This is a genomic window from Mycobacterium sp., from assembly GCF_032161845.1.
GTDB lineage: Bacteria > Actinomycetota > Actinomycetes > Mycobacteriales > Mycobacteriaceae > Mycobacterium.
Map to the genome: position 1 here is coordinate 1 of NZ_JAVRQA010000542.1, position 17,741 is coordinate 17,741.

At 66.5% G+C, this 17,741-nt stretch carries 16 protein-coding genes and 1 pseudogene; 10 read left to right on the forward strand and 7 right to left on the reverse strand.

Annotated elements, in window-relative coordinates; genetic code table 11:
* Positions 1 to 271: 271 nt before the first annotated feature.
* The 5 genes from ctaC (at position 272) to QOD90_RS30285 (ending at position 4,325) form a co-directional block, all read left to right on the forward strand.
* On the forward strand, positions 272 to 1,303 hold the full coding sequence (gene ctaC, locus QOD90_RS30265; RefSeq protein ID WP_526356077.1) for an aa3-type cytochrome oxidase subunit II: 1,032 nt from the start codon (positions 272 to 274) through the stop codon (positions 1,301 to 1,303).
* 13 nt (positions 1,304 to 1,316) lie between these two features.
* Positions 1,317 to 1,736 (forward strand): aa3-type cytochrome oxidase subunit IV, encoded by a 420-nt coding sequence (ctaF, locus tag QOD90_RS30270; protein ID WP_526356079.1) that lies wholly within the window; start codon positions 1,317 to 1,319, stop codon positions 1,734 to 1,736.
* A 161-nt stretch (positions 1,737 to 1,897) separates the two neighbouring features.
* A complete protein-coding gene (locus QOD90_RS30275; RefSeq protein ID WP_526356081.1) occupies positions 1,898 to 2,716 on the forward strand; it encodes an MmpS family transport accessory protein in 819 nt (272 codons plus the stop codon).
* Positions 2,716 to 3,375 (forward strand): DUF2561 family protein, encoded by a 660-nt coding sequence (locus tag QOD90_RS30280; RefSeq protein ID WP_526356083.1) that lies wholly within the window; start codon positions 2,716 to 2,718, stop codon positions 3,373 to 3,375. Before QOD90_RS30275 ends, QOD90_RS30280 begins: the two co-directional genes overlap by 1 nt.
* 197 nt (positions 3,376 to 3,572) lie before the next feature.
* Positions 3,573 to 4,325 (forward strand): alpha/beta hydrolase family protein, encoded by a 753-nt coding sequence (locus QOD90_RS30285; protein ID WP_526356085.1) that lies wholly within the window; start codon positions 3,573 to 3,575, stop codon positions 4,323 to 4,325.
* A 54-nt stretch (positions 4,326 to 4,379) separates the two neighbouring features.
* On the opposite strand, the gene qcrB is transcribed toward QOD90_RS30285, so the two are convergent.
* Genes qcrB through ctaE form a run of 4 tightly spaced genes read right to left on the reverse strand, consistent with a single transcriptional unit; the run spans position 4,380 to position 8,627 of the window.
* Positions 4,380 to 6,002, reverse strand: a complete 1,623-nt coding sequence (qcrB, locus tag QOD90_RS30290) for a cytochrome bc1 complex cytochrome b subunit (protein ID WP_526356087.1) — start codon at positions 6,000 to 6,002, stop codon at positions 4,380 to 4,382.
* Positions 5,999 to 7,201, reverse strand: a complete 1,203-nt coding sequence (gene qcrA, locus QOD90_RS30295; protein ID WP_526356089.1) for a cytochrome bc1 complex Rieske iron-sulfur subunit — start codon at positions 7,199 to 7,201, stop codon at positions 5,999 to 6,001. Before qcrA ends, qcrB begins: the two co-directional genes overlap by 4 nt.
* Positions 7,198 to 8,019, reverse strand: coding sequence for a cytochrome bc1 complex diheme cytochrome c subunit (gene qcrC, locus QOD90_RS30300; protein WP_526356091.1), 822 nt, complete (start codon positions 8,017 to 8,019; stop codon positions 7,198 to 7,200). Before qcrC ends, qcrA begins: the two co-directional genes overlap by 4 nt.
* Complete coding sequence (gene ctaE / locus QOD90_RS30305; RefSeq protein ID WP_526356093.1) at positions 8,016 to 8,627, reverse strand: aa3-type cytochrome oxidase subunit III; 612 nt, start codon at positions 8,625 to 8,627, stop codon at positions 8,016 to 8,018. Before ctaE ends, qcrC begins: the two co-directional genes overlap by 4 nt.
* Before the next feature lie 50 nt (positions 8,628 to 8,677).
* On the opposite strand from ctaE, the gene trpD reads away from it, so the two are divergent.
* Positions 8,678 to 9,754 carry an anthranilate phosphoribosyltransferase gene (trpD, locus tag QOD90_RS30310; protein WP_526356127.1) on the forward strand — a complete coding sequence of 359 codons (1,077 nt, stop codon included), beginning with the start codon at positions 8,678 to 8,680 and terminating at the stop codon, positions 9,752 to 9,754.
* Here the strand turns inward: trpD and QOD90_RS30315 are convergent.
* A pseudogene (locus tag QOD90_RS30315) lies at positions 9,692 to 11,770 on the reverse strand (DEDD exonuclease domain-containing protein); the annotation flags it as partial. The gene trpD and the pseudogene QOD90_RS30315 sit on opposite strands and share 63 nt — an antisense overlap.
* On the opposite strand from QOD90_RS30315, the gene QOD90_RS30320 reads away from it, so the two are divergent.
* From QOD90_RS30320 to QOD90_RS30335, 4 genes are all read left to right on the forward strand, one after another.
* Positions 11,652 to 11,906 carry a hypothetical protein gene (locus QOD90_RS30320; protein WP_526356095.1) on the forward strand — a complete coding sequence of 85 codons (255 nt, stop codon included), beginning with the start codon at positions 11,652 to 11,654 and terminating at the stop codon, positions 11,904 to 11,906. The pseudogene QOD90_RS30315 and the gene QOD90_RS30320 sit on opposite strands and share 119 nt — an antisense overlap.
* Positions 11,907 to 12,057: 151 nt before the next feature.
* Entirely contained in the window at positions 12,058 to 13,197 is a 1,140-nt protein-coding gene (ripC, locus tag QOD90_RS30325) for a peptidoglycan hydrolase RipC (protein ID WP_526356097.1), read from the forward strand.
* Positions 13,166 to 14,014 carry a peptidase gene (locus QOD90_RS30330; RefSeq protein ID WP_526356099.1) on the forward strand — a complete coding sequence of 283 codons (849 nt, stop codon included), beginning with the start codon at positions 13,166 to 13,168 and terminating at the stop codon, positions 14,012 to 14,014. The genes ripC and QOD90_RS30330 overlap by 32 nt, the downstream gene beginning before the upstream one ends.
* An 11-nt stretch (positions 14,015 to 14,025) precedes the next feature.
* Positions 14,026 to 15,174, forward strand: a complete 1,149-nt coding sequence (locus QOD90_RS30335; RefSeq protein WP_526356101.1) for a glycosyltransferase family 4 protein — start codon at positions 14,026 to 14,028, stop codon at positions 15,172 to 15,174.
* A 27-nt stretch (positions 15,175 to 15,201) separates the two neighbouring features.
* Here QOD90_RS30335 and QOD90_RS30340 read toward each other — a convergent pair whose 3' ends face one another.
* Together QOD90_RS30340 and QOD90_RS30345 are read right to left on the reverse strand one after the other, a co-directional pair.
* Positions 15,202 to 15,714, reverse strand: coding sequence for a nitroreductase family deazaflavin-dependent oxidoreductase (locus tag QOD90_RS30340; protein ID WP_526356103.1), 513 nt, complete (start codon positions 15,712 to 15,714; stop codon positions 15,202 to 15,204).
* 121 nt (positions 15,715 to 15,835) lie between these two features.
* Complete coding sequence (locus QOD90_RS30345) at positions 15,836 to 17,680, reverse strand: AMP-dependent synthetase/ligase (protein ID WP_526356105.1); 1,845 nt, start codon at positions 17,678 to 17,680, stop codon at positions 15,836 to 15,838.
* Positions 17,681 to 17,741 lie beyond the last annotated feature (61 nt).

Genomic DNA, 17,741 nt, shown 5'->3' on the forward strand with positions numbered 1-17,741 from the left:
CGCGGTGACGCATGAGATGAGCGGCTCCGAAGACCGCGTCCGCCAGCTCGGGGGACGGGTCGGCGGACGGGTCGCGTAGATAGGCCAGGAGTCCGCACACTGCGCCAGTATGCCGAACGCAGAGCCGTATCGAGACCGGCACCCGGGACATTCCCCGGTCGCTTCGCTCCTGCCCTCCGTGACATCCCCCGGTCGCTTCGCTCCCACCCCGAGGTGTGGTCTACGCTGCGTAGTATTCGCCTGGTTTCACCCACTTCTAGGAGGCACCAACGTGACCGCTCGCGGGCTCCGTGTGGTGGCGTTGTCAGTAGTACTCGGTGGGACAGCGCTCCTGCTCAGTGGCTGCAGCTGGTCCGAGGCACTTGGCCTCGGCTGGCCGAACGGCATCACGCCAGAGGGCAAACTCAACCGTGAATTGTGGATCGGCTGCGTAATCGCGTCGCTGGTCGTCGGTGTGATCGTGTGGGCCCTGATCTTCTGGACCAGTGCGTTCCACCGCAAGAAGAAGACCGACACCGAACTGCCGCGTCAGTTCGGCTACAACATGCCACTCGAGTTGGTGTTGACGGTCGTGCCGTTCCTCATCATTTCGGTGCTGTTCTACTTCACGGTGGTCGTGCAGGAGAAGATGCTGCACAAGGATCCCAACCCCGAGGTCGTCATCGACGTCACGGCCTTCCAGTGGAATTGGAAGTTCGGATATCAGAAGATCGACTTCAAGGACGGCACGCTCACCTATGACGGTGCCGACGCCGCGCGCAAGAACGCGATGGTGTCCAAGCCCGAGGGCGTCGACGCACACGGTGAAGAACTGGTCGGTCCGATCAAGGGACTGAACCCCGAGGACCGCACCTACCTGAACTTCGACAAGGTCGAGACGACGGGCTCCAGCACCGAGATCCCGATCCTGGTGCTGCCCAAGGGAAAGCGCATCGAGTTCCAGATCGCGTCGGCGGACGTGATCCACGGCTTCTGGGTCCCGGAGTTCCTCTTCAAGCGTGACGTCATGCCAGATCCGAAGGCCAACAACTCGGACAACGTCTTCCAGATCAGCGAGATTCAGGAGACGGGCCCGTTCGTCGGCCGCTGCACCGAGATGTGCGGCACGTATCACTCGATGATGAACTTCGAAGTCCGGGTCGTGGAACCGAACGTCTTCAAGGCCTACCTTCAGTACCGCATCGATCATCCGAACGGGACCAACGCCGACGCCCTAGGCGCCGTGGGTCTCCCGGAACTGGCGGTCACGACGCATCCGTTTGAATCGCGGCGCGGCGAGCAGGTTCCGCAGGCGAGCAAGTAGGGGACGAGACCTCATGCACATCGAAGCGAGACTGTTCGAATTCCTTACGGCGTTCTTCGCGCTGTGTGCCGTCGGCTACGGCGCGCTAACAGCGCTGTACAGCCCGGGCGGCATCGAGTGGGCGGGCACCACGGCGCTGGTCCTCACCACCGGTCTGTCGCTCATCATCGGCACGTTCTTCCGGTTCGTCGCCAGGCGACTCGACACGCGTCCCGAGGACTACGAGGACGCGGAGATCTCCGACGGCGCAGGGGAGCTGGGTTTCTACAGCCCCGGCAGTTGGTGGCCGCTGCTGATCGCACTGGCCGCGTCGGTCACCGCGGTCGCGGTCGCATTGTGGTTGCCGTGGTTGATCGTCGCGGGTGTCTGCTTCGTGCTGGCGACGGCCGCCGGGTTGGTGTTCGAGTACTACACCGGCGCCGAGAAGCACTGACCGCGCACGGCGCAAGGTCACGATAGAGCGTCCAGTTGGCTGACGGACCGTGCCATCCAAGCCCTCGGTGCGTCCCGTTGGGTAGGGTTGCCGAGGCACGACCAGTCACGACACCGACGCTGACGTCGCGCCGTATGGGCAGTCGAAAAGGACAGGCGTAGATGAGCGGGCCGAATCCCCCTGAGCCGGATTCTCCGAAGTCGGATGAACCGGGTCGGGAGTCACCGAAGACGGGCGAGACGGAGATCTACTCGCGCGCATACTCCGCGCCCGAATCCGAGCAGTTCACCAGCGCGCCGTACGTGCCGCCGGACTCCTCCCTGTATGACTACGACGCATACGACCCGGCGACCGCCGACGATGACTCGCCTCCACCACGATGGCCCTGGGTGGTCGGTGTGGTCGCCATCGTCGCGGCGATCTCCCTGGTCGTCTCGGTAGCCGTCTTGGTCACCCGAACGGACAGCGAGACCCTCGCGACCCCGGGGAACAGCACCACGACGTCGGTCCCGCCCGTGCAGGACGAGATCACGACGACGACACCCCCGCCGCCGCCCCCGCCCACCAGCGAGGAGCCGCCTCCTCCGCCGCCGGAGACGATCACGGTCACTCAGGAGCCGCCACCGCCGCCGCCGTCGGCGAGCGAAGCGCCGCCCCCACCGCCCGCCGAGACTGGGGCTCCGCCCGCGACCAACACCGCGCCTGTAGGCCCACGGTTCATCACGTACTCGGTGACGGGAACCAAGGCGCCGCTGGACCGCATCTCGGTGACCTATACCGACGCCTCCGGCAGGCAGCGCACGCAGCAGAACGTCTACATCCCGTGGTCACTGACGGTGACCCCGATCTCGATGTCGGAGTTCGGTTCGGTGCAGGCGTCCAGCCTGCTGCGCTTGAGCAAGTTGAACTGCCAGATCACGACCAGCGATGGCCAGACCATCGCCTCGCAGCAGAACAACGACTGGCAAACGAGCTGCTGATGACCTACGACACTGGAGGTGGGGTCGTAGCACCCTCGAAGATCCGCAAGGGCACGCCGGATCAGACGGATCGCATTCTCGTCATCGCCGCGATCGTGCTGTGGCTCGCCGCGTTGGGTGCCGCAGTGGCGGCCGTGGTGGCCCTCGTCGGTCTCGCGAGTTCGCATTCGGTCGCTGCGGGGGAGTCCGACACCCCTTGGTTGCTGTACACGGTGATCGGCGTTTCCGCCGCGGTGATCATCGGTGCGATCCCCTTGCTACTGAGGGCCAGGCAGACGGCATCGGCCGGGGTCGTACTGCGGCCAACGGCGCCGGACGACGGCAGCCGGTCGGGTGGTGATGCGCCGTCGGTGGCGCAGCGGTTGCAGCCCTTCGGTGCTCCGGTGCTTCGTCGACATTCGACGCCGCCGGCCGGGAGTCGGGTCGGTTTCCCGACGGCTGCGGTCGAGCAGATCTGGCTGCGCTGCACCGCGTCGATCGCGGGTGCAATGGGTGCTGCCGCAACGGGTATCGGCGTCGCAACCTATCTGATGGCGTCTGGTCACGACGCCGCGGCGTGGTCCGTGTACGTCGTCGTAGGCATCATCACGGTGGCCATGACTGCCGCTCCGTGGTACTTCCTTCGCGAATTGCACGGCGTGCTGGAGTCATCCAGGTAGCCGGCAGGCGAGCCGAAAATGGTTGGACGAGGTCGTGTTCGACTCGATAGTGTTCCGAGGACCGTGACAGCACGCGAGGAGGTGACACCCATGGACGCTGTACCCCTGTGGGTGCTCCCAATCGACTTCACGGTTGGGCGATCGACGTAGTTGTCGCCGGGAGCGCCTGACCAACGGCACTCCCGAAAGGCAACATCATGCACTTCACTTCTGAGACATCGACGAACGGTGTCGTCGAACGCACATTCATCCTGGACGACGTCACCGGTGTGCTCTGGTCACCGGAATCCGGGTCCGACGGTGCGCCCCTGATCCTGGCCGGTCACCCCGCAGGCATGGACAAGTTGGCCCCGACTCACGTAGCCAGGGCCCATTCGTCGGTGACCACGCACGGCTTCCACGTGGCCTCCATCGACGCGCCTGGACACGGCGACCGGCCGCGAAACGCTCGGGATCAACGCTTGGTCGCCGAATTCCGCGAGGCTCGAGCCGACGGCAGGCCGACGTTCGGCCGGATCCTCGCCGAGTACTGCGCATCGGTGGCCGAACGCGCAGTCCCCGAATGGCGGGCGACCATCGACGCCGTGCAGGCCCTGCCCGAGATCGACGCGCACGCACCGATCGGCTACTCCGGCATGACGCTTGCCGGTGCGATCGGGATATCGCTGACGGCGGTCGAGCCTCGGATAACCGCGGCGATCTTCGGTTGTGTGGTCGCACACGACGCCCTGATCGAGGCGGCGAAGCGAATATCGAACCCCGTCGAGTTCCTGCTCCCGTGGGATGAGAAGGAGATCCCACGGGACTTCGGTCTCGAGCTGTTCGACGCCTTCGCCTCGAAGCACAAGGTGCTGCACGCCTTCCCCGGTGGGCATCACGGGGTGCCGACCGATGGCCGGATCGACACCGGGTTCTTCCCCCGGCATCTCAAGACTCCCGCACTCCAGTAACCGAAAGCCGCCCCGGCACTAGCCGGGGCGGCCTTCAGCTGCCTCGTGGTCCGGTCAGTGGTGACCGTTCGATCCGTTGCCATTGGAGCCGTTGCCGTTCGAGCCCTGGCCGTTGGAATCCTGCCGTTCCTTCAGCGCGGTGATCGCCCTGTGCTCGGCTGCATGGGCGGCCTCGACGAGCGCGGCCTGCTCACCCTCGGGATCCGCGTACAGGAAGCTGCCGGTGCCGGGGGCACCCGCGGAACCGAGCTTGTTCATCCGCTTCGGCAACGGGGCACCCTGGTACTCCAGTGGAATCGGGTGGCCGTGCTCGTCGACCGGCCCAAGCGGCTGGTGTAGCTCGATGTAGGCACCGTGCGGCAGACGCTTCAGGATGCCCGTCTCGATGCCGTGTTCGAGCACCGCTCGGTCACTGCGCTGCAGGCTGATCGCCCACCGGTAGGTGATGTAGTAGACGATCGCTGGCAGCACGACCATGCCGATGCGTCCGATCCACGTCGTCGCATTCAGCGAGATGTGGAACTTCAGCGCGATGATGTCGTTCATGCAGGCGAACGTCAGCACGATGTAGAACGCGATGGCCATGGCGCCGATCGCGGTGCGAACCGGAGCATCACGCGGGCGCTGCAAGAGGTTGTGGTGCGCCACGTCCTTGGACATCTTCTTCTCGAGGAACGGGTAGATCGTGAGAAGAACGAAGACCAGTCCCATGATCAGGGCGACGGCAACGGCCGCCGGAACCGTGTGCCCGAACGGGTACAGCTCCCAGGCCGGCCACATACGAGCCAGGCCGTCGGTCCACATCATGTAGAAGTCGGGCTGGCTGCCCGCCGAGATCTGGGACGGCTTGTACGGCCCCAACTGCCAGATCGGGTTGATCTGCAGCAGGCCGCCCATCAGGCCGAGGATGCCGACCGTCATGGCGAAGAAGGCGCCGGACTTGACCGCGAAGACCGGCATGACGCGCACACCGACGACGTTGTGTTCGGTGCGACCGGGGCCGGGGAACTGGGTGTGCTTCTGGAACCACACCATCGCGAGGTGAACTCCGATGAGCGCCAGGATGATTCCCGGGATCAGCAGAATGTGCAGGGCGTAGAGCCTCGGGATGATGATGTCGCCGGGGAAGTCGCCGCCGAACAGCGCCCAGTGCAGCCAGGTACCGATCAGGGGCATGCCGAGGGTGATCGACGAGAAGGCGGCGCGCAGGCCGGTGCCGGAGAGAAGGTCATCGGGCAGCGAGTAGCCGAAGTAGCCCTCGAACATCGCCAGGATGAGCAGCAGTGAGCCGATCACCCAGTTGGCCTCGCGGGGGCGGCGGAACGCGCCGGTGAAGAAGATGCGCGCAAGGTGGACCATGATCGACGCGGCGAACAGCAGTGCGGCCCAGTGGTGGACCTGGCGGACGAAGAGGCCGCCGCGCACTTCGAAGGAGATGTCGAGGGTCGTCTCGTATGCGCGGGACATCTGGATGCCGTTGAGCGGTTGGTAGACGCCGGTGAGCAGCAGCACGATGAAGCTGTACAGCGCGATCTCACCGAGCAGGAACGACCAGTGGGTGGGGAAGACCTTGTTGAGCTGACGACGTACCGCCGCCGACGGGTGATACCGCGAGTCGATGGCGTCGCCTTGATCGGCTGCCATTTGAGCAAGCTTTGAGGAACTCTGTGGACTCATGATGTTCGCTCCCAGAATGCCGGTCCGACGGGTTCGACGTAGTCCCCGTTTGCCACCAGATACCCATCCTTGTCGATGGTTATCGGAAGTTGTGCCAACGCGCGTGCCGCCGGGCCGAAGATGGGGCGCGCGAAGTGCAGCGCGTCGAACTGCGACTGGTGGCACGGGCAGAGGATGCGGTAGGTCTGCTGCTCGTACAGCGAGGACGGGCAACCGAGGTGCGAGCACACCTTGGTGAAGGCGAACAGATCACCGAAGTTGAAGCTCTCCTGGCCCTGGCGCTTGACCACCCGTGAAATGTCCTCGGGACGGATGCGGATCAGCATCACGGGGTTGCGCACACCCATCGCGATCACGTTCAGCGCCTCGTGGGACTCGAAGGTGGAGCCGTCGCCGTCGGATTCCCGCCACGGGAAGACGGTCTCCATGCCGCCCGCGTCGAGGTCCTCTGGGCGCATCTTGACGAACGGCGAGCTGCCCGGTTGTCCGGTGGCGCGAGCCAGGTAGATGGTCTCGCCGTGGAAACGCGGGCTCCAACCCGAGGTCCACAGCACGGCCTTCTTGCCGTCAGCAGTGGGGACGACGGGTTTCCACGGGTTCTTGATGAGGCCGCCGATGAACGCCACGGCGGTACCGAGACCGAAGGCGCCGAGCCCGATGCCGAGCGACAAGCCAATCAGCTTGCGCCGCTTGATGGTCGAGCCCTCCAGCGAGTCGATCAGATTGGCGGCCGTCGCCTTGCGCTCGATCTCGGGGGACCTGCCGTCGTGGCGGTCCTGGATCGAGATCTCCTCGGGGATGAACTTCTTTTGGAAGAGCACCGCGCCGATGCCGATCGCCAGGATCGACAGTCCGAACGTCAGGCCGTACAGCGGGGTGGCCAGGCTGTAGACGAGCTCGCCGGCGGAACCGTATGGCTTGTACTCCCACGGCCAGAACAAGAACACCAGCAGCAGTGCCAGTCCGGCGAAGCCGCCGAACAGCAGCCAGTACGCGACCGTGCGTTCGGCCCGCTTCTCGGCCTTGGTGCCCTCGATGGGCCAGCGCGTCTCCTTGAAGACGGTTTCGACGCCGTCCATCCGGCCGCCGAGCGCGACGAGTTCCTCGCGCGTCATGTTCGCCAACTGCTTTTCGTCGGGCAAGCCGGGGTCGCCGGTGTTGTGCTCCGGAACGTCGCTGCCCTTCACGTTGTCGCTCATGCGCGCGATCCCACCCACATAGCGGCGCCGATGACGGCGACCATCCCAATGATCCAGGCCGCCATGCCTTCTGGCGCGGGGCCGAAGCCGCCGAGGCCGTATCCGCCCGGGTCGGGCGTATTGGTGGCCTCACGGACGTAGGCGACGATGTCGTGCTTCTCCTCCGGGCTGAGTTGCCGGTCGGAGAACTTCGGCATGTTCTGCGGGCCGGTCAGCATCGCGGTGTAGATCTGCGCGGGCTCGGCCTCGTCGAGCGGCGGCGCGTACTTGCCCGAGGACAGGGCACCGCCCTTGCCGGTGAAGTTGTGGCACGACGCGCAGTTGAGCCGGAACAGGTCGCCGCCGCGTGCGACGTCGCTGCCGAGCAGGTCGCTCTGGGCGACTGCACCGTTCGCGTCGCGGGGGACGGCGGGCCCGCCGCCGTTGGCCTGGACGTAGGCGCCAAGCGCATCGATCTGGTGCTCGTCGAAGATCGGGTCCTTGCGCGGGGCCTGAGCCTCACCGCGCATCGCGGGCATGCGGCCGGTGGAGACCTGGAAGTAGACCGCCGCCTCGCCGGTACCGATGAGGCTGGGGCCGCGGTCGGGCACGCCCTGCAGGTTGGCGCCGTGGCACGTCACGCAGGAGGTCTCGAAGAGCTGCTTGCCGGTGCGCAGCAGCGCCAGGCTCGACTCGTCGGCAACGGCCACCTGCGGCTTGGGCGTGAGGGTGGCCGCGATGCCTCCCGCTACGAGAAGTCCGGTCAGCAGCAGCAGCGCTGCCGACACACGTCGGCGTAGTCGACGGCGAGACTTGCTGGTCATCGAGCCCCTTCTCATCGGACGAAGTAGATGACGGCGAACAGTGCGATCCACACGATGTCGACGAAGTGCCAGTAATAGGACACGACGATCGCGGCGGTGGCCTGCGCCGGGGTGAACTTGCTCATCCGCGTGCGTGCCAGCAGGAAGATGAAGGCGATCAAACCGCCGATCACGTGCAGGCCGTGGAACCCGGTGGCCAGGTAGAACACCGAGCCGTAGGCGCTGCCGGGGATCGTCGTCCCGTGGCTGACCAGGTGGTAGTACTCGTAGCCCTGGCCGGCGACGAAGAACGCGCCCATGAAGAACGTCAGCAGGTACCAGCGCCGCAGACCGAACACGTCACCGCGCTCGGCGGCGAAGACGCCCATCTGGCAGGTGAACGACGATGCGATCAGCACCAGCGTCACCGGCACGGCCTGAACCAGGTTCAGTTCGGTGGGATGCGGCGGCCAATCACCGGCGGCTTGCGCGCGCGCGGTGAAGTACATTGCGAACAGGCCAGCAAAGAACATGAGTTCACTGGAAAGCCACACAATGGTGCCGACACTTACCATGTTGGGACGGTTCAGCGAATGCACGCGAGCGGTGATCGCGGTTCCGGAGGTCCCTACAGCACTCGTCACATCAAGAAGTATGACGCTTTGTAGTTGTTGAACTCCACCCGGGGCACGACATTCGTAATAATCAAATCGTGACATCTGAGGATTCGAATACCTGGCCGCACGTTTTGGGCCGGCTGACCACCCGACGCGCGCTCATTGGCGGACAGGCGGCGTGGGCCATGGACGAGATCATGACCGGCGTGGCGACGCCCGCGCAGATCGCCGGATTCGCGATCGCGATGAAGATGAAGGGCCCGACGTCGGCGGAGGTGAAGGAACTCGCCGACACCATGCTCCGGCATGCGCACCGGGTGCCGACCGACGTCATCGGCACGGCAGCGGTCGACGTCGTTGGCACCGGCGGTGACGGCGCCAACACGGTCAATCTGTCCACGATGGCCTCGATCGTGGTGGCGGCCGCAGGCATCCCCGTCGTCAAGCACGGCAACCGGGCGGCGTCGTCGCTGTCCGGTGGCGCCGACACGCTCGAAGCCCTCGGCGTGCGCATCGACCTCGGTCCGGACGAGGTGGCGCGGTGCGTCGCCGAGGTGGGCATCGGTTTCGCGTTCGCCCCGCAGTTCCACCCGTCCTACCGGCACGCCTCGGTCGTGCGTCGCGAGATCGGCGTGCCAACCGTCTTCAATCTTCTTGGGCCGCTGACCAATCCGGCGGCTCCGCGCGCGGGTCTCATCGGATGCGCGTGGGGCGACCTGGCCGAGGTGATGGCGGGCGTGTTCGCGACACGTGGCTCCAGTGTGCTGGTGGTCCACGGCGACGACGGACTCGACGAGCTGACCACCACCACGACGAGCACCATTTGGCGCGTGCAGGCGGGCACCGTCGAGCGGTTGACGTTCGACCCGGGAGCCTTCGGCTTCGATCGTGCCGAGCTGAGCGAGTTGACGGGCGGCGACGCCGAGGCCAACGCCGCATCGGTCCGGGAAGTGTTCGGTGGCGCCAAGGGAGCCGTGCGCGATGCCGTGATCCTGAACGCCGCGGGCGCCATGGTGGCTCACGCCGGACTATCCAGCGACGCCAAATGGGTACCTGCGTGGGAGGCCGGTCTGGCTCGGGCGGCTGACGCCATCGACTCGGGGGCGGCGGAGCAGTTGCTCGCGCGTTGGGTGCGGTTCACCCAGAAGCTCTGACCCCTCGAGCTGCTTGGCGGCCATTCGCGCGGAGCGGGCCGTAGCCGCCCATGCGGCGTGCCTGCCCGCGGCCCTCAGTGGCGTGGCGTAGCCGATGCCGCTGGCGGTCTCGGCGCGCACGATGCGCACCCCTGGCTGAGTCAGCCATCGCACGATGAGTGCCGTCTCCTCGACGAGGGCCCCGCCGAGCGGCGCCGGTTCCGTCAAAATCGCTTGTGCCGCAGTGCTGATCGCGTCGACTACCGGCATCGGCGGAATCCCGCGGCGCGCGTTGCCTGCCGCGGCGAGCTGACCGTTCCTGACGATCGCGAGCCACCACCCCCCGGCCCCGTCCGGCCTGGCGGCGACGAGTTCGTCGACCGCGGCCAGCGCGTGCAGTCGTTGGCCCCGCCAAACGGTGTCGATTGCGGTGGCCGCATGATCGCGGGTCCGCGCGGCGGTCTCGTACTTGCCGCTCAGCGCCAACTGCACGATGTGGTCGAGTGCCGCCGACAGCGCGGAGTCGTCGACTCCCGCGATGAGATCGGCAGCCCGCATTGGGCCGATGGCGTAGTTGGCGGCCGTCACGTCGCGACCGGCCGGACACGGGGACAGCTCGACCTCGGGGCAGGACGGCCCGTGGAGCGCCGATCGGGCCAGCCGGGTGGTGCACGTCCGCACCCCGGTGAAGCGGGCCAGCAGCGCTGCGGTCTCGACGGCGTCGGCCCTGGCCCGGAACGGTCCGATCGCACGGTCGTGCTTCGGCGCCCGGACGGCCGAGAACCTGGGGAAGGCCTCCTCGGTCAGCACCACCCACCACCACCGATGCGGAAACTTGGAGCGCCGGTTGTACGGCGGAGCGTGGGCGGCGAGCAGTCTCAGTTCGCGGACGCCCGCCTCGAGTTCGTGCGCGCACTCGACGTGGTCGACCCGGGTGGTCAGCGATGCCATCTCCTTCATCCGGGTGCGCGGATCGGCGCCGTTGAAGTACTGGCCGACCCGACGCCTCAGATCGACGGCGGTGCCCACGTACAGGACCTCGTCCGAGGGGCCACGGAACAGGTACACGCCGGGCCGCTTGGGCAGCGCGGTGGCCAGATGCCGGTTGCGCCGCTGGGCGGGTGTCACGTCGGGCAGATAGGAGCGCAGGTCGGCGAAGGTATGGATGCCCTGGTTGCCGACGCGTTCGATGAGCGCGTGCAGCACGTCGACGGTGGCGCGCGCGTCGTCGAGGGCGCGGTGCGTCGGCCTGGTGCTCGCGCCGAACAGCTGAGCCAGCGCCGAGAGGCGGACGCTCGGGGCCTCATCGCGGGTCAACACGCGGCGCGCCAGTTTCACCGTGCAGAGCACCGGGGGACGCTTCCACGGAAGCTGCAGTCGTTCGGCTGCGGCGCGCAGGAACCCCACGTCGAAGCCTGCGTTGTGGGCGACCAGCACCGCGCCGCGGGAGAATTCGAGGAAGGCGGGGAGAACCGAGTCGATGGTCGGGGCGTCGCACACCATGGCGGTGGTGATACCGGTCAGCGCGATGATCTGGGGCGGAATCGAGCGACCGGGATCCACCAGGGTGGCGAGCTCGCCGAGTACCTCGCCGCCGCGCACCTTGACCGCGCCGATCTCGGTGATGGCGTCGAACCCGTGGCCGTTCTCGTCGCCCCTGGCCCGGCTGCCGGTGGTCTCGAGGTCGACGATGACGAAGGTCGTGTCGCGCAAGGCGACGTCCGCCAGCCCGGCCGCATCCTCACCGAAGGCCGTATCGACGTCGCCGAAGCTGAGCTGGCCCATGGCAGGGACGTTAGGCCGCTGGACCGACAGTTGCTCACATCGATGTGATTCGCGTGTCGGTGGTGGTCCGGCTTGTCGGTGGTCGTCGTTAACGTGCGCCATGACTCGAAAGAGAAATGAGAGGAGTGCGGCCATGACTCGAGCAGAGACAGGACCGGACCTACCAGAACCGTCAGGGCCCGACGCCGGGACCCTGCACATCGACTGCGACGACTGCGCAGTGCGCGGACACGGCTGCCAGGACTGCGTCATCAGTGTTTTATTGGGCGTTCCCGAGACGTTGCTGGCCGATGAGCGCCAAGCCCTGGAAGTCCTCGCAGACGCCGGATTGGCGCCTAGGCTACGGTTGGTTCCTATTCACCGGAGGCACGTCGACGGGGTCGCCTAACGGCGGCCAATGTCACGGGGCAGCGAAATATTCCTGTGGCTCCTGTTAAATTTGCGTCTTCTGTTGGACAACCCCGATGCCGTTTCGTAACCTATCTGAGACCTAGCGCAGTTCGAGCGGCTCTCACACGGCAGTTGAAGGACGCGAAATCTTGAGGTTTGACGCTATGCACCGAAGCACTCGTGGTCTTCGGCGACCGATCGTTGCTGCGCTGGCGGGGGTGCTGGTCTTTGCAGGCGCGCTCGCGGGAAGTTCGCAGGCTGATCCCGCCGACGACGCGTTGGCAAAACTCAACGAACTGTCGCGTCAGGCCGAGCAGACCACCGAGGCCATGCATAGCGCGGAGCTCGACCTCAACAACAAGCTGGCAGCGCAGCAGGCAGCCGACCAGAAGCACACCGCGGATGTCGCTGCCGTCGACTCGTCGAAGGCTCAGCTGGCAACGTTTCAAACATCGGTCGACAGAATTGCTGCAGCGCAGTACATGGGTGGCCGCACCGATGGTCTCGACGCGATGCTGACCGCCAGTTCGCCGCAAGGCCTCATCGACCAACTCGCAGTTCAGCGCGTGATGGCCACCGAGATGTCGGTGCAGATGCAGAACTTCAAGAGCAGCAGCGTGCTGGCCGACAGCGCCGAGGTGGAGTCCGCCAAGTCCGCTGCCGATGCCAAGACTGCTGCCGAGCAGGCTGCGGCAGTGCGCGCGGACTTGCAATCCAAGCAAAGCAAATTGCAAATTCAGATGGCCATCGTCAAGTCGCAGTACACGGCCCTGACTCCGGCGCAGCGTGAGGCATTGGCCGCGATTCCGCCCGCGCCTCCCGCGCCAGGGCCAGATGCGCCGCCACCGGCCGACGGCCCCGACGTCCTTGCTGCCGCACCAGGGGGCATCAATCCAGGCGATCTTGCACCGCCCGAGGGTGCCGTCGTCACGGCGCCCGCCGACGGCGAGGGCATGATGGCCGTGCAGGCTGCGCTGACGCGGATCGGTTCGCCGTATTCCTGGGGCGCAGCAGGTCCGAGCGCGTTCGACTGCTCGGGTCTAGTCATGTGGGCGTTCGGGCAGGCCGGTGTCAATCTTCCGCACTCGAGCCAGGCTCTGGCTCAGGGCGGCCAACCGGTGTCGATGGATCAGATGCAGCCGGGTGACCTCATCACTTACTACTCCGACGCCTCGCACGTCGGCATCTACATCGGCGACGGGATGATGGTGCACGCCTCGACCTACGGCACGCCAGTGCGGGTCGCCCCGATGGACAATGCGCCGATTCACAACGTCCGTCGTTACTGAGCGGCCGTTCGTCGGCCTGCTCCTGCTTGCCGAGTTGACTGCCGCCGTGGTGCTGGTGGCACGACCACTCGCCGCCACGGAGCCCGCGGAACAGGGTCCACCGACCGCCACCCACGTCTCCCTCGACGTACCGACGACGCCGACCGACCCGGTCGTCCTGCGTGACGGTCGCACCGTCTCACTGATGGCGCTCGGGGGCGTCCAGACCGCCGATCTCGAGGGCCGGGTCTGGGGCGAACTCGACGGTGCCGCCGACGCCGTGACGGCGTTCTGGGGTGACGAGTGGCCCCGCAACATCGTCGTCGTGCTCACCCGCACCGACGAGGAATTCCGTGCGCTAGGGGTCGGTGAACCCGACATTGCGGCCGCGACGACCGCGCAGCGCATCGTCTTCGCCCCCGGGGCGAGCTCGATGAGCGACGCAGCGCTGCGAATCGTCCTGCGCCACGAGCTCTTTCACTATGCCGCCAGGAGTCGGACGGCCGCCGACGCGCCGCGGTGGCTGACCGAGGGGGTCGCCGACTTCGTCGGCAGGCCGCCGACCGAGCTGCCGGGACCGCAGGCCGCCGCGTCGCTCGCTCGACTTCCGACGGACGCCGACCTGGACACCGAGGGCGCGGTCCGGTCACTGGCCTACGACAGGGCGTGGTGGTTCAGCCGGTTCGTCGCGAGCCGCTACGGTGCCGAGGCGCTGCGGAAGCTCTACGTCACCGCGTGCGGGCCGGGGCATCCCGATCAGGCAACGGCCATCAGGGCGACCCTCGGCACGGACACGCCCCAAGTCCTTGCGGCGTGGCGCAGCTGGCTCAGCGGATAGCGTTTGCACCGATGGCCCGAATCCTGTTGGTGACGAATGACTTTCCGCCGCGTCTTGGAGGCATCCAGTCATATCTGGAGAGCCTGGTCGTCGAACTGGCCAAGGCAGGCAAGCACACGTTGACGGTGTACGCGCCGAAATGGCGGGGCGACGGCGACTACGACCAGCAAGCCGGGCGGGCGGACGCCCCCTTCGAAGTCGTCCGGCACCCGACGTCGTTGATGATTCCCGAGCCTTCGGTGGCGCTGCGGATGCGACGGCTGATCACCCGCGGTGACATCGACACGGTGTGGTTCGGCGCCGCGGCACCCCTTGCGCTGCTGTCACCGCTGGCCCGCGACGCCGGCGCGAAGCGGGTGATCGCCAGCACCCATGGGCACGAAGTCGGTTGGTCGATGCTGCCCTTGGCGCGAACGGCACTGCGCCGCATCGGGAACGACACGGACGTCGTGACCTACATCAGTCAGTACACGCGCGGCAGGTTCGCTGCCGCGTTCGGGCCGGCTGCCGCACTGGAACTCTTGGCGCCCGGGGTCGACACGGACCGGTTCGAGCCCAACTCGGTGGCGAGGGCAGAACTTCGCGCCAGGTACGGACTTGGCGACCGACCGGTCGTCGTGTGCGTATCACGACTGGTTCCCCGCAAGGGGCAGGACATGTTGATCCGGGCGCTGCCCGCGATCCGTCAGCGCGTCTCGGGGGCGACTCTCGTCATCGTCGGCGGCGGTCCCTACCGCGAGGACCTTCACGAGCTGGCCAACGGGTTCGGTGTCTCCGAGCACGTGGTCTTCACCGATGGGGTGCCCTACGACGAGCTGCCTGCCCACCACGCGATGGCCGACGTCTTCGCGATGCCCTGCCGGACCCGTGGCTCCGGGCTCGACGTCGAGGGGCTCGGCATCGTCTACCTGGAGGCGTCGGCGATGGGCGTGCCGGTCGTCGCGGGCAATTCCGGCGGCGCACCGGAGACGGTCATCGACGGTGAGACCGGTCGGGTGGTCGACGGCTGGGACGTCGGCGCGATCGCCGCCGCCGTCGGAGACCTTCTGGCCGACCCCGACCGCGCCGCGGCGATGGGAAGGGCGGGCCGCGAATGGGTCGTCGACAACTGGCAGTGGCGCGCTAAGGCGGAGCGTCTTTCCGAGCTCCTGACCCCTTAGTGCCAATCCATCCGAAACTCGACGGCGTTATCGCCTGGTCAATTCGAATACTCGTATCTTCCGATCTGTTCGGCCTCGGTAGGCATCGTAGTTGGCTGCGTAGTCGGCGAACTTCCGGAAGATGCGATCATGCTCGGCGCCCGTCAACTGTGTTGCGGCCACGGCGATCTCATGCCCGCCCATCGTGACCCAGGCGTTGGCGTCGGCGAGTAGGTTCCACGACCATGCGGGGTGATTGGCTTGTCCGTAGTTGCTTCCGACCAGGAAGAGGCGATCGCCTTCTCGCATGTAAGTCAGTGGTATCTCCCGTCGCTCACCCGACTTCTTGCCGGTGGTGGTCAGCAGTAGCAGCGGGGCTCCGATCGGGCCGAGAATGGTGATACGACCATTGCTTCGGCGCAGAAGTTGGCGGTCGAGCGGGGCGAGTTTGCTGAGACACGAGGCACCGAACTTCGTGCCGATGAGGGCGATTATCGGTCTCTTGAGTGCGGCGGGGGGTTCATGACCCCACCGCACATCTGGGAACGCATCCTCGGTCACAGCGCAATGGTAGGTAGTTCACTCCTGCCAGGTGCGTGCTTGGCAAAGCCACTCGCTGAAATACGTGCTTCGCGAAATCGCGGCGTCCCGCCCGCATCCAGCGGAGGTACTGCCGTTCTGACTAGTGCTCGGACTTCGCGAAGAGGGCGTCGATATCGCTGGCGAACTTCTCGGCGACCACCTTGCGCTTGACCTTCAGCGTGGGCGTGAGCTCGCCGGTGTCCTCGGTGAAGTCGACGGGCAGGATGCGGAACTTGCGAATCGACTCGGCATGCGACACAGCCTGGTTGGCATCCTTGACGGCCAGGTCGACCTCGGCTACCAGGTCGGGATCCTCGGCGAGGTCACCGACCGGGGCCGAGGACTCCTTGCCGTTCCGCTGTTTCCAACCCGGGAACGCCTCGGGGTCGATCGTGATGAGGGCCGCGATGAACGGCTGGGCGTCGCCGACCACCATGGCCTGACTGATCAGCGGATGCGCACGCAGTCGATCCTCGAGCAGCGCAGGGGCGACGTTCTTGCCGCCTGCGGTCACGATGATCTCCTTCTTGCGGCCGACGATGGTCAGGAAGCCGTCGTCGTCGATGGCCCCGAGGTCGCCGGTGTGGAACCAGCCGTCGGAGAACACCGCGTTGGTTTCCTCCTGATTGTGCCAGTAGCCACCGAATACGACGCCGCCCTTGACGAGCAGTTCGGTGTCGTCGGCGATGCGCATGCTGTTGCCAGGCAACAACTTTCCGACCGACCCGACCTTGATGCCGTCGACCCGGTTGACGGTGATCGCCGCGCTGGTCTCGGTGAGCCCGTAACCCTCGTAGATGGTGACGCCGACGCCACGGTAGAAGTGCCCGAGTCGGGCGCCCAGCGGGGCGCCACCGGAGATGGCGGCGTGGCAGTTGCCGCCGAGTGCCGCGCGCAGCTTGCCGTAGACGAGTCGGTCGAACACCGCATGCTTCAGGTTCAGCAGCAGGCCGGCGCCACCGGACTTCTTCCCCGTGTCGCTTCGCTCCTGCCCACCGGTTTCCTTGGCCTTGCTCCATTCGATCGCGGTGTTCGCGGCCATCGCGAAGATCTTGTCCTTGCCGCCGTCGTGGGCGTTCTGCTCGGCGGTGTTGTAGACCTTCTCGAACACCCGAGGCACCGACACCACCAGCGTCGGCTTGAACACGGCCAGCGTCGGCACCAGGTTCTTGACGTCGCTGGTGAAGCCGAGCGTCACCTTGTTGCTGAATGCACAGATCGTGATGGCGCGGGCCAGCACGTGAGCCAGGGGGAGGAACACCAGCAGCTTCTCGCCCTTGTCCAGCAGGGCCGGGAAACTGGCCTTGGCGCCCCGCATCTCGTGCAGCAGGTTCGAATGCGTCAGCTGGCAGCCCTTCGGCCGACCGGTGGTGCCCGAGGTGTAGACGAGCGTCGCGACGTCGGCGGACCCGATGGCCGCGAGCCGCTCCTCGACCGCGGTGGGTTCGGTGCCCTTGCCGATCTCGGCGAGCTCGTCGAGTGCGGCCGGACCCGTTCCGTCGATGCGGTACACGTGCCGGAGGGCGGGCAATTCACCCTTGAGCTGTTCGATCTTCGAAGCGTGCTCGTCGGTCTCGGCGAAGGCAGCGACCGCTCCCGAGTCCGAAAGGACGAACCGCACCTGCTCGGCCGAGCTGGTCTCGTAGATCGGTACGGTGACCGCGCCGATGGACAGCACCGCGAAGTCGATGATGGGCCACTCATAGCGGGTGGCCGACAGGATCGCCACCCGGTCGCCCGGTTGGACGCCTTCGGCGATCAATCCCAGCGCGGTGGAACGTACTTGGTCGGCCACCTGAGCGCACGACACGTCGGTCCACGATCCGTCGACGAGGCGTTGGATGATGACGTGGTCGGGATCGTCGGCGGCGTGGGAGAACACGGAACTCACGACGGTGTCGTGCTCGTCGACGGTGAACGATGCCGGGACGCTGAACTCACGCACGATCTTGGCCCTTTCTCCACGGTTGGCCCTGTTGAGGGATACTTTGTCCGCCCAGACTAGT